The organism is Nonomuraea sp. NPDC050540, assembly GCF_044457485.1.
Taxonomy (GTDB): Bacteria; Actinomycetota; Actinomycetes; order Streptosporangiales; family Streptosporangiaceae; genus Nonomuraea.
The window spans coordinates 489,887-500,869 of the sequence record NZ_JBITHA010000002.1 but is presented as its reverse complement, the minus strand read 5'-3'; the positions used below and the strand labels follow the sequence as shown (position 1 = coordinate 500,869).

The following is a 10,983-nucleotide window of genomic DNA, read 5'->3' as shown; positions in this document are numbered from 1 at the left end:
ACGCCGTATGGCAGTGAGCGCGCGGAGGGGTGCCCCTCTGACTCCGGAAGAGATCTACGCCGCGGCGTGGCGGCTGATCGACGCGGGCGGCGTGGAGGGGCTGTCCATGCGCAAGCTCGCCGCCGAGCTGGACGTCAACCCCATGTCGGTCTACCACCACGTCGAGAACAAGACGGCCCTGATCCACGAGCTCTGCCTCAGAACCGCCGCCCAGCTCGCGATGCCCCCCGACGACGGCTCGCCGTGGCAGGACCAGATGCGGGCGCTCGGCCACGCCTACCGGGAACTGGCCCACCGGCAGCCGTCGCTGTGGCGGTACGTGTTCAACAACCCCGAGGTGATGAGCAGACAGCAGGGCGGCTTGTGGGAGGTGCTCGACCGCCTCCTGCGCATGGCCGGCGTCCCGGAGGAGGAACTGTCACGGACGGCCGAGATCCTCAGCTCGTTCGTCAGCGGCTTCATCTTCTCCGAGTCGACCGGCGGCGTCCGCCCCGACGCCTTCGACGACGCCGTCACCCTGCTGATCGGCGGCCTGGAAGCGTACCTGGACCGGTAACGTCGGACATATGGATCTACACGTGGGTTGCGCGATGTGGAATCATGCCCGCTGGGGGCTTCCGCAGGGCGAGCGGCTCGGCGCCTACGCCTCCCGGTGCAACGCGGTCGAAGGCAACACCACCTTCTACGCCACGCCGTCCCGCGCCACCGTCGAGACCTGGGCGGCGCAGACCCCGGCCGACTTCCGCTTCGTGATCAAGCTGCCCAGGACGATCACCCACGAAGGCCGCCTCGGTGACGTCGGCGACCAGGTCCGCGCCTTCCTGCACGCGATCGAACCCCTCGGCCCCCGCGCCCACGCCCTGTGGGTGCAGCTGCCCGGCTCCTTCTCCCCGTCCGACCTGCGCGTGCTGGCCACGTTCCTGCGCCGCATGCCCGCCGCCTACCACTACGCGGTCGAGGTACGGCACCACGCCTTCTTCGACCACGCCCCGTCCATCGGGAACCTGGAGAGGATGCTGGGCGAGCTGGACGCCGAATGGGTGCCGTTCGACACCGTCACACTCTTCGAAACCCCGCCGACCAGCGACGCCGAGCGGGACGCGTGGACCAAGAAACCCCGTGTCCCCCGCCGCTCGCACGCCCTCACCGAACGCCCGATCGTCCGCTACCTCGGCCGAGACGACACCGCCAGGACCGTCGAAGGCTGGCGGTTCTGGGTGGAGACGACCGCGGCCTGGCTGCGCGAAGGACGATCACCGACCGTCTTCGTCCACACCCCCGACAACGCCGAGGCACTGACCCTGGCCCGCCGCTTCCACGACGAGGTACGCGCCCAGCTCCCCCGCCTCGCCCCGCTGCCTGAGCCGGTGGCCGAAGAGCCGCCGCTCACCCTGTTCTGACCCGATCAGCCTCTTTTCGGGTCAGGCCTGGGCAAGCCGCTGACCGCCTGAAGAAGAGGCGCCCGGCCTGACATCCTGAGCCGGTCATGGCGGAGTACGCGGCGGCGCTGGCAGCCTTCCAACGAGTGACGGCACTGGCCATCGAACACCACGCCGCGCTGGACACCGCCGCCCGGCTGATGCACGCCCACGCCTGGGTCGGGGGCGGCGCCGCCGCGTTCACGACCGATCTCACCGGCCACCGGACCAGGCTCCAGTCCTCGCTGTCCGCCGCCATGCGCGCCCTGGGCGACCTGGTCGTACGGCAAGGCGGCCCGAACCCCACGACCCCCGCCCTGACCACCTCACCGACCGGCGCGAGCGCCCCGGCAGGCGCCTTCCGTGGAATCGACCCGCAGGCGATGAGCACGCTGGTGTCGGTCCTCGACCACGCGGGCCACACCCTCGCGTCGGCCGGTTCCCGCCTGGGATCCGAACTGGCCGGGCACGGCCTGTCCGCCCAGCCGGGCCACACCCTCGGCCAGGTGGCCGGCTGGTCCGCGGAAAGCGGCCGGGACCTGCGGCAGCGCCTGTCCCGCATCCAGCGATCCGTCCCCTGGAGCACGCTTCCCGCTGGGCTGGCGGCGTACGACCTGTTCGGCGCCCATGCGCCCGGCTCCGGTCAGGTCCGTCAGCTCCTGCACCGGGTCGCCGCCGGAGACGCCGGGGCGGTCCCAGCGCTGCTGGCCGTACAGGAGAGCGGACAGGACACCACCCTGGCCGCCCGCGTGAACGCCTGGTGGCACGCCCTGCCCGAAGACCCGCGGCCGACCACCCTCGCCGGCTTCGGCAACCTCAACGGCCTGCCCGCAGCCATCCGCGACCAGGCCAACCGCCACTGGCTGAGCGCCGAGAAGGCCCGCCTGGCCACAGAACTGAAGAAGTCGTTCGATCGCCCTGAGGACCTGGGCGGCTGGGAGAAGACCGCCAACCAGCTCCGCCGCCTGAACCTCATCGAAGAAGAGCTCCAGCCCCGCCCCGGCTACCCGAGCCCGCTGCTCCTCGCCTTCGACCTGACCGGCAACGGCAGACTGATCATCTCCTGGGGCGACCCCGACACCGCCGACATCACCGTGACCAACGTCTCCGGCCTCACTTCAGGGCTGGACGCCGCCCACGGCGACCTGGAACGCGCCCGAGCCCTCTGGCGTCAGGCAGCGGTGACCGGAGGCGGAAAATCCATAGCCTCCATCACCTGGCTGGGCTACGACGCACCCCAAATCGACCCCGGACTCTTCGATCCCGGCAAATCCGTAGCCTTCGAAGGCGCGGCCGCGAAGGGCGGCGCCGCCCTGGCCTCCTTCACCGACGGCCTGCGCGCCTCCCACCACCCATCCGGTACGGCCCGCTCCGTCGTCATCGGCCACAGCTACGGCTCCCTCACCAGCGGCCACGCCGCCACCCTGCGCCCGGGCCGCCTGGCCGACGACCTCATCCTGGTCGGCAGCCCCGGCGTCGGCGTCAACCACGCCCGCGAACTGGGCCTCGACCCAAAACACGTCTGGGTAGGCGAGGCCGGCGGCGACCCGGTAACCACACTGGGCAGCTTCGGAGCGGATCCAGGAGACGAGTCATTCGGCGCCCAACGCTTCCCCGTCGGCCGGGAGGTCTACACAGCCGCTCACAGCAGCTACTGGGACGCCGGATCCACCTCATTGCGCAACATGGGCCGTCTCATCAACGGCCAATACGACCATCTGACAACGCCTCAGGCAGGTAGCGGCCAGCCCCAACTCCTCATGCCTGAGTTCGACCCCGCCCTGGCCCGCAATCCGAACAGGTGACGATGTGCTCCGTGCTCTCCTTGCTTTCGTTCTCCTCCTCTTGATCGGATGCACCGTGAACAAGCCCACTTTCAGTCAGGGACAGGCGATCGCCATCAACGACAAGCTGATCAGCGAGACGGTTCGAGCGATTAATCCCAGGCCCAGACTGGAGGTGATCTCGTCCTTCAACGCGCCAAGTGGTTGCCTGGGCGAAGGAGCCTCCAAAAATCAGATCATCGTGAGCCGCGCATACTGGCTGCGCGATGTCCCGAAAGATCAAAATCTGGCTATTTCTCGGCAGATTCGAGTGTTCTGGCAGTCTCGAGGTCATCGCATCGTATCCATGGGGAGTAACGGCAATCCGGACCTGAGTGGGGAGTCTCAGCCTGACGGATTCAGGCTGTTCCTTACCTGGGCTGAGGGTGACCACATCTTTCTCGGCGCGTCGTCCCCCTGCATCTGGCCCGACGGAACTCCAGCCCCCTGACCATGGCTGATGCCCACGGTGCGGGATACTGAGCGGGGGCGATGTTCCGGAGAGTGGGTGGTGAGGCATGGGGGTCTTTTCGCGGGGGTTTCGTGGTAAGCGGCGTCAGGATGATCGGCTTCCGCCGGGTCAGTATCTGACGGAGGATTTTCCGGTGTTGTCGGCCGGGCCCACTCCGCGGGTGCCGTTGGACGGGTGGGAGTTCGTCATTGACACCGAAGCCGAAGCGGTGCATCGGTGGACCTGGGCAGAATTGATGGGGCTGCCGGTCGAGACGCCCACCGTTGATATTCATTGCGTGACCACCTGGTCCAAGCTGGACACCACCTGGCAGGGTGTCTCGCTGGATGTGCTCTTCGAGGATGTCGAGACTGTCGCCGAGTATGCGCTGGTCCATTCCTATGGGGGCTACACGACCAACCTGCCGCTGGAGGATCTGCTGGATGGGAAGGCGTGGATCGTCCATCGCTTCGGCGGGGAAGAACTGGAGCCTCGGCATGGAGGGCCGGCGCGGCTGCTGGTGCCGCACCTGTACTTCTGGAAGTCGGCCAAGTGGGTACGCGGCATCCGCCTGCTGAACCAGGACCATCCTGGCTTCTGGGAGACGGCCGGGTATCACAACTACGGCGATCCCTGGCGTGAGCAGCGGTACGCCGATGACTAAGTGGCGGCCCGCGCGGCTGGTCGAGGCGCGGGATGAGACGTCCAGCGCGCGGACCCTGATTTTCGATGTGCCCGGCTGGCCCGGTCACCTGGCGGGCCAGCACGTGGACGTGCGGCTGACCGCCGAAGACGGCTACACCGCCCGCCGCAGCTACTCCCTGGCCACCACCCAAGGCGTCGAGCTGACCGTGCAGCGCCTGGAGGACGGGGAGGTCTCGCTGTACCTCACCCAGATCATGGAGCCGGACGACCGGCTGGAGATCCGGGGGCCCGTCGGGGGCTGGTTCGTGTGGCGGCCGGAGGATCCGGCGCCGGTCCTGCTGGTCGCCGGTGGCGCCGGGATCGTGCCGCTCATGGCGATGATCCGCACCCGCCGTACGGCGGGCGTGGCCACGCCGTTCCACCTGATCTACTCCCTTCGCTCGCCCGAGCAGCTCTACTACGCCGGCGAGCTGCGCGAACCCGATCCCGGCGTCGAGGTGTCGCTGGTGTACACCCGGGTGCGCGACAGCCGCCTCACCGCCGCCGATCTGCCGGGGCCGGGGCCTGACTGTTTCGTCTGCGGCCCGACCGGGTTCGTCGAGGCGGCGGCCGATCTGCTCGTGGGGCTCGGCCATGACCCCGCGCGTATCAAGACCGAGCGTTTTGGAGCGTCCTCATGAACCACCTCGACGGCAACGCGATGGCCGGACCGCTCAGCGAGATCTTCGCCGTCGACCTGTCGGAGGCCTCGGGTACGTGCGCCTCCTGCGGGCTGGTCGGTCCGGTCGCCGGTCTGCGGGTCTATGGGCCCGATCCGGGGCTGGTCGCCCGTTGCCCCGGGTGTGACGAGGTGGTGATGCGGCTGGTCCGCGGTCCGGAGGCGGCCTGGCTCGACCTGCGCGGGGCCGTCTCGCTGCGGATACCGCTCGGCTCCTAACTTCGGGTGGTCACTTCGGCCGACAGTCCGTCCGGCAGCAGCGCGCCGCCGGGCAGCACGGCCCGTACGGTGAACCGGTGCGTGGACCCGGGCACCAACGAGCCGATCTTGGCCTTGCCCTTCTTGACCCGTGTGATCTCGCGCTCGCCGTCGAAGACCGCGTACCCCCTGGCCGCCACCGTGGCCTGGGGCCACGACAGCTTGACCGAGGTCCGCTTGACCTTGTCCGCCTTCAGCGCGCTGCCCTCGGCCCAGGGCCGGGGTGACTCGACGATGAAGGCGTCCACGAGCGCGATCCGCCCGGTCTCGGAGAAGCGCTGCTTGTTCACCACGCGGATGGTGTGCTCGCCGGGCGTGAGCCCGGCCAGCCGGAAGACCCGCTGCTGCGCCAGCCGCCTGGGCCCGTTGCAGTCCACCGTGGCCTTGAGCTGTCCGTCGACGTAGATGTCCACGACGCCCATGTCGGTGAAGCGTTCTGTGAGGTAGCTGATGCCGGTGCCGGTGAAGGTCAGTTCGGCGTGGTCGCCGGTCTCGGTGGAGTAATGCACGTCGTCGTTGTGGTCGCCGACTCCCCGGCCGCGGTCCACGCCCCACTGGCCGGTGTAGCGCACCTGCGAGTCGTCGTTGACGTAGGTCAGGATCACCGAGGGATCGGTGACGGTGAGCTGGTAGCTGTCGGACACGCCTTCGTAGATGGCCGTGATCGTCGTGGTGCCCCAGGCGGCCGCGGTGACCGCGCCCTGCGCGTCCACCTTGGCGATCATCGGATCGGAGCTGGTGTAGACGACGCCCTCGGAGACGGGAGTACGGCTCCCGTCGGCGTTCACCGTCTGGGTGGTGACCTTGCCGGTCTGGCCCACCTTGAGTTCGGCGGCGCCGCTGGCGATCAGCGCCTTGACCGCCGCGGTGCCCGCCGTCATGGAGAAGCGGTCGAGCAGCAGGCCGGAGTCCACGTCGGCGACGATGCGCAGGGTGTGGACCCCGGCGGTGAGCTTCACCCAGGTCGTGACCGGCTTGAACGCCCCGCCGGTGTCCGGTACGTGCACTTGTGAGCGGTCGCCGTCCACCTCGAAGCGGAAGGTGGCGGACCTGTCGGAGGCGGCGGTGAAGGCGACCTTGTACAGGCCCGTGTGGGGGACGAAGACGTTCTCGTAGCGCAGGTAGTCGTTCGTGCTGATGCGGCCGACCGCCTTGACCTGTCCACCGGGGCCGGGGTGCGAGCCGACGACGACGCCGGTGTCGTGGCCCTGCCAGGACCATTCCTGGCCGAGGTTCCACTGCATGGTGTAGTGCTCGGCCTCGATCGTCTGCGTGAAGGCCCGCTGCGCGTCCAGGCGCAGCCAGTTCCACACGGCGTTCGAGCTCGCCGCGGTCCACACGACCTTGACGGATCGGCTGCCCTTGGTGAGCGGGAGGACGAAGTCCTCGGTCCGCATCCGCTCGACGCCGCCGGTCGGACGCAGGCTGAGCTCGCCGGTGACGTCGGTGCCGTCCACCTCGACCCGGAACTTCAGCGGGGCGTCGTTGACGGTGGAGTAGCGCATCTGCAGCAGGTAGTCGCCGGTCGAGGGGATCTCGACGCCGTCGTAGCGTAGCCAGTCGCCGGTGTCGATCACCGAGACGCCGGGTGTGCCGTCGTCGTCGGCCGCGTCGGCGGCGGCGAGCCAGACGCCTTCCTGGGCGGCCGGCCGCTCGGCCTGGATGGTGCGCGATTCCGGGCGGTCGCGGGTGAAGCGCATCCAGTTGAGGAAGAACCAGCGACCGTCCTCGCGGATGATCTTGATGGTGTGGCGGCCGGCGGGCAGGGTGAGGCCGCGTTCGACGGTCCGGTAGACGTTGTAGCCGCCGGAGTCGGGCACGGTGATCGGGCCCAGGGCGTCCTTGCCGTCGATCTCGACGCGGAAGCGGTTGCCCGCCTCGGAGGAGACACGGAACTCGGCACGGTAGGTCCCGCCCTCGGGCACCACCACGTTGTCGTACTCGGCCCACTCGCCCGCCGCGTCCAGATAGAGCGCGCCGAAGCCGCCTTCGGGCGGCGCCTCGACGCCGTAGGCGCCCTGGGCGGCGGTGTAGTCCTCGTTCTCGACCTTGAACTGGGTGAGCGGCGCCGTGGTGACGGCCGGGCGGGTGGCGCCGGCGGCGACCTCGACGGTGCCGACCGGGTAGACCTTGCCCGACCCGTCCGGCATGGCCAGTTCGACGCGCGGCTCGCCGTCCTCGCCGAGCAGGGCGATGCCCACCTCGTACGCCCCTGCGGGCACCCCGGCCGGCAGGGTGAACGTCGAGCGGAGCTCACGAACGTCGCCCTTGAACCACCTGGTCTGGTCGAGCGAGCCGTCGGTGCCGCGCCACACCACCTCGCCGGTGGCCCGGTTGGTGAAACGCACCTCCAGCGGGTAACGCCGGGGGCTGAAGCCGACGCCGTTGTTGGTCCACGTGTGGTCGAGGGCGAACGTGCCGCCGGGCGCGACACGGGAGTCGTACGTCGCCGACGGCATGAGGAAGCGGTAGCCGGAGTAGCGCGCGAGCGTGGTGAACCACTCGCCGTAGGCCGTCTTCATGGCTTCCCAGTGCGTGAAGCTGGTGTTGTTGATGCCCTGCAGGTTGGAGCGGTAGTCCTCCAGCGCGTTCTTGACCACGAGCCGCGGGTTGTTCAGCATGATCCCGCTGTCCCAGCCGGCGCCCTCCGAGACCTGGATCATGTCGCGGCGGAGCTTGCGGTTGATCCAGACGCTCTCGCTGGTGGTGCTGTGGTTCATCCACGCGAACGCGCTGTTGACCGTGTCGGAGCGCAGGCCCCAGTTCTCGTTGCGGGCGGCGTGCTCGTAGCCGAAGGCGGCGTACCGCTTGGCCTGGGAGCCGGCGTCCGGGTCACTGGCGATCACGTCCGCGCCCGGGTTGGGCATCATGACCATCGTGCGGGTGAAGGCGTCGGCGTAGATATCGATGATCTTGCGCAGGGTGGTGGTGCGGGTCGTGCTGTCCGGCCAGGGGAAGTTCATGGCGTCGTTCCAGCCCGACCATTCGCCGAACAGGGAGAAGGCCCGCAGGTCCACCCACGCCATACCCGGGTTCGCGTCGTAGCGGGCGGCGAAGGCGCTGACCGCCTCCTTGAGCTCAGCCAGGTAGATCGGGTCGTGGTAGATCGGCTGCTTCGACTTGTAGATCGTGTTGTACGGCGCGAGCCGGAACCTCGCCCCCGCCTCGTCGAAGAGCCAGGCAGGCGGGTATTCGTAGGCGAAGACGCTCGGGTCGTTCTCGATGTCGGGCGCCTCCGACATCAGGAGCTGGAACTCGACGGTCTTGCCTTGCTCGACGATGCGCCGCATGAAGGCGTCGAGCCGGTCCCAGGTGAACTCGTCGTTCCTGGGCTCGAAGTCGGCCCAGGCGATCTGCAGCCGCACGATGTCCGCGTCGTCCGGGATCTTCTTGGTTCCCTGGACGAAGTCGGTGATCGCCGGGTCGTCGGTGAAGACCCAGCCCCGCTGCCCCGCGGGTTTGGGGGAGTTGATGTCGAAGGCGGTGCCCGTGTACGGGTTGCCGTGCAGGACTTGGTGGGTGTCGGTGAAGGTCACGGTGGTACGGCCGGCGTCCGCCGCGGCGGCGGCCGGGCTGATGGGCAGCACGAGTAAGGCGCAGGCGGCCACGCTGAGCAGGCGGCGGATCATCGGATCTCCACGGGCACGGAAGCGGACTCTGCGAGCGAGCGGTAGGCGGCCTCGACGAGCGCGACCGTCCGGTGGCCCGCATGGGCGTCCGGCTGACGGGCCTCACCTGAGCGCACCGCGTCGAGGAAGGCGCGGATCAACAGGTCGTCGAGCGGCGCGCCGTATCCCCGTGCGACTACGCCGCGGTCGTTCCAGCCGGTCAGGACGTCGGCGAAGGGCGCGATCTCGGCCATGCCCTCGGTGCCGATGACGGTGAGCGTGACCAGGTCGCCGCTGTTGGGCCGGCCCGGCGGGCGCGACCAGGAGCAGTCGATCGAGGCGATGACGCCGTCGCGGTAGCGCAGCGAGAGCAGTCCGGCGGTCTCGACCGGATTGCCGGCGTGGTTCAGCTCCGGGTTCGGGATGGTGTTGGCGATGGCGTACACCTCGACGGGGTCGTCGTCGAGCAGATCGGCGAGCAGGTCGGCCACATGCACGACATGGTCGGTGAGTGCGCCGCCGCCGCTGAGCGCGGCGTCGACGAACCATGAGCGCGTGGTGGGCACGCCGCCGCAGTTGGTGGCGGCGATCGAGACGATCCGGCCGAGGTCGCCGCGCCGTACCACCGCCCGGAGTTCCGCGTATGAGGGGGCGAAGCGGACCGGGAAGGCGGTCATGAGCACGGTGCCCGCGGCCCGGGCGGCCTCGATCATCGCGGCCGCGTCGGCGGCCGAGGTCGCCAGCGGCTTCTCGCAGAGCACGTGCGCGCCATGGGCGGCGGCTCGGGCCGCGAGGTCGCGGTGACGGGTGTTCTCGGCGCAGATCACCACGCCGTCGGGGCGCCAGGCCCAGAGTTCGTCCTCGGTGTCGAAGGAGGCGATGCCGAGCGATGCGGCGAGTTCGCGGCCGCCCGACTCCGCCGCCGGCCGTTCGGCGTGGCCGGGGTCGCAGGCGGCGACCTCGACGCCGTCGCTGCGGCGCAGCGCGGCGGCGTACTCGGTGGCGTGCGGGTGGGCGAAGGAGAGGATGGCGATTCTCATGCGGCGGAGGCCTCTTCCGTGGCGGGCTTGAGATCGATCGGCAGGCTCTCGGCGACCGAGCGCGCCACGGCGTCGGCGACGCGCATGGCCTGCAGGCCGTCGAGCGCGGTGACGCGCGGCGTGCCGCCGGTCGCGATCGCGTCGAGGAAGTCGCCGAGCTCGGCCCGGTAGGGGCTGGTCAGGGGGGAGAAGTCGGGCAGGATTCCCGCGTCTGCGGCGGCTTCGCCCTGGTAGCGGAAGGGGCGGCGCTCGTCGGAGTCGCCGTGCAGGACGCCGTGGGAGCCCGCGACCTCGAAGTGGGTGCGGAAGCCGATCGGGGCCGTGGTCCAGGTCGCGGTGAGCACCGAGATCGCGCCTGAGGCGTGGGTCAGGAACGCCTGCGTGCTCTGGCTCCCGTCCACCGCGTGGGTGCGGGCGAAGACCCGTTCGACCTCGCCGCCGATCCAGCGGGAGACGTCGATGTCGTGGATCATCAGGTCGAGCAGCACGCCGCCGGACCGGTCCGCGTCGAGGTACCAGCCGCTGTGCGGGCTGCGGCCCTGGCGGGTGTGGCGCTGCACCGCGACCCGGCCCACGTCGCCGCGGGCGACCGCGGCCCTGAGCTCGGCGTACTCGGCGAAGTAGCGCACCACGTGCGCGGGGAAGAGCGGGACCCCGGCCTCGGCGAAGCGGGCCACGAGCTCCTCCGCCTCGCCGAGCGTGCGGGTCAGCGGCTTCTCGCACACCGTCGGCAGGCGGTGCTCCAACGCGGCCAGGGCCAGGTCGAAGTGGGTGTCGGTGGGGGTGCAGATGTCGACGACCGCGGCCGTGGCCAGCAGTTCGCCGAGCCCGGATGCCACCCGGCCGCCGCCGTGGCGGCGTACGAGCTGCTCCGCGTCGTCGGCGGGAGAATGGACCACGACGTCGTAGCCGAGGTCGAGCCAGGCCGGGAGGTGGGCGTTGGCGATGCCGCCGGCCCCGATGAGTCCGACCGTTCTGTGCATGGAGTGACCGTCCGTTTCCCGCGCGCGGCGCGCGCTGTC

At 69.9% G+C, this 10,983-nt stretch carries 10 protein-coding genes; 7 read left to right on the top strand and 3 right to left on the bottom strand.

The features are described 5' to 3' along the window. Positions 1-7 precede the first annotated feature (7 nt). From ACIBI5_RS08715 to ACIBI5_RS08685, 7 genes are all read left to right on the top strand, one after another. Positions 8-556 (top strand): TetR/AcrR family transcriptional regulator, encoded by a 549-nt coding sequence (locus tag ACIBI5_RS08715; protein ID WP_397244668.1) that lies wholly within the window; start codon positions 8-10, stop codon positions 554-556. Between the two features lie 10 nt (positions 557-566). After that, entirely contained in the window at positions 567-1,400 is an 834-nt protein-coding gene (locus ACIBI5_RS08710; RefSeq protein WP_397244666.1) for a DUF72 domain-containing protein, read from the top strand. Positions 1,401-1,486: 86 nt separating this feature from the next. Further along, entirely contained in the window at positions 1,487-3,223 is a 1,737-nt protein-coding gene (locus tag ACIBI5_RS08705; protein ID WP_397244664.1) for an alpha/beta hydrolase, read from the top strand. 55 nt (positions 3,224-3,278) lie between these two features. Next, entirely contained in the window at positions 3,279-3,692 is a 414-nt protein-coding gene (locus ACIBI5_RS08700; RefSeq protein ID WP_397244662.1) for a hypothetical protein, read from the top strand. Between the two features lie 67 nt (positions 3,693-3,759). Next, positions 3,760-4,356 (top strand): sulfite oxidase-like oxidoreductase, encoded by a 597-nt coding sequence (locus tag ACIBI5_RS08695; protein WP_397244659.1) that lies wholly within the window; start codon positions 3,760-3,762, stop codon positions 4,354-4,356. Further along, entirely contained in the window at positions 4,349-5,017 is a 669-nt protein-coding gene (locus ACIBI5_RS08690; protein ID WP_397244657.1) for a ferredoxin reductase, read from the top strand. The genes ACIBI5_RS08695 and ACIBI5_RS08690 overlap by 8 nt, the downstream gene beginning before the upstream one ends. Then, complete coding sequence (locus ACIBI5_RS08685) at positions 5,014-5,274, top strand: DUF6510 family protein (protein WP_397244655.1); 261 nt, start codon at positions 5,014-5,016, stop codon at positions 5,272-5,274. The genes ACIBI5_RS08690 and ACIBI5_RS08685 overlap by 4 nt, the downstream gene beginning before the upstream one ends. On the opposite strand, the gene ACIBI5_RS08680 is transcribed toward ACIBI5_RS08685, so the two are convergent. From ACIBI5_RS08680 to ACIBI5_RS08670, 3 genes are read right to left on the bottom strand one after another with little or no spacing between them, the layout of a single operon-like run. Beyond that, positions 5,271-8,942, bottom strand: a complete 3,672-nt coding sequence (locus tag ACIBI5_RS08680; protein ID WP_397244653.1) for a carbohydrate-binding protein — start codon at positions 8,940-8,942, stop codon at positions 5,271-5,273. The two genes, ACIBI5_RS08685 and ACIBI5_RS08680, sit on opposite strands and share 4 nt — an antisense overlap. Further along, complete coding sequence (locus tag ACIBI5_RS08675) at positions 8,939-9,961, bottom strand: Gfo/Idh/MocA family protein (protein WP_397244651.1); 1,023 nt, start codon at positions 9,959-9,961, stop codon at positions 8,939-8,941. The genes ACIBI5_RS08680 and ACIBI5_RS08675 overlap by 4 nt, the downstream gene beginning before the upstream one ends. Continuing rightward, positions 9,958-10,944 (bottom strand): Gfo/Idh/MocA family protein, encoded by a 987-nt coding sequence (locus ACIBI5_RS08670; protein ID WP_397244649.1) that lies wholly within the window; start codon positions 10,942-10,944, stop codon positions 9,958-9,960. The genes ACIBI5_RS08675 and ACIBI5_RS08670 overlap by 4 nt, the downstream gene beginning before the upstream one ends. Positions 10,945-10,983: the final 39 nt, after the last annotated feature.

Bases quoted from the DNA above. Each gene is read 5' to 3' on its own strand.
- ACIBI5_RS08680 (WP_397244653.1), bottom strand. From the start codon at position 8,942: ATGATCCGCCGCCTGCTCAGCGTGGCCGCCTGCGCCTTACTCGTGCTG.
- ACIBI5_RS08670 (WP_397244649.1), bottom strand. From the start codon at position 10,944: ATGCACAGAACGGTCGGACTCATCGGGGCCGGCGGCATCGCCAACGCC.
- ACIBI5_RS08690 (WP_397244657.1), top strand. From the start codon at position 4,349: ATGACTAAGTGGCGGCCCGCGCGGCTGGTCGAGGCGCGGGATGAGACG.
- ACIBI5_RS08695 (WP_397244659.1), top strand. From the start codon at position 3,760: ATGGGGGTCTTTTCGCGGGGGTTTCGTGGTAAGCGGCGTCAGGATGAT.
- ACIBI5_RS08675 (WP_397244651.1), bottom strand. From the start codon at position 9,961: ATGAGAATCGCCATCCTCTCCTTCGCCCACCCGCACGCCACCGAGTAC.
- ACIBI5_RS08715 (WP_397244668.1), top strand. From the start codon at position 8: ATGGCAGTGAGCGCGCGGAGGGGTGCCCCTCTGACTCCGGAAGAGATC.
- ACIBI5_RS08685 (WP_397244655.1), top strand. From the start codon at position 5,014: ATGAACCACCTCGACGGCAACGCGATGGCCGGACCGCTCAGCGAGATC.
- ACIBI5_RS08710 (WP_397244666.1), top strand. From the start codon at position 567: ATGGATCTACACGTGGGTTGCGCGATGTGGAATCATGCCCGCTGGGGG.
- ACIBI5_RS08705 (WP_397244664.1), top strand. From the start codon at position 1,487: ATGGCGGAGTACGCGGCGGCGCTGGCAGCCTTCCAACGAGTGACGGCA.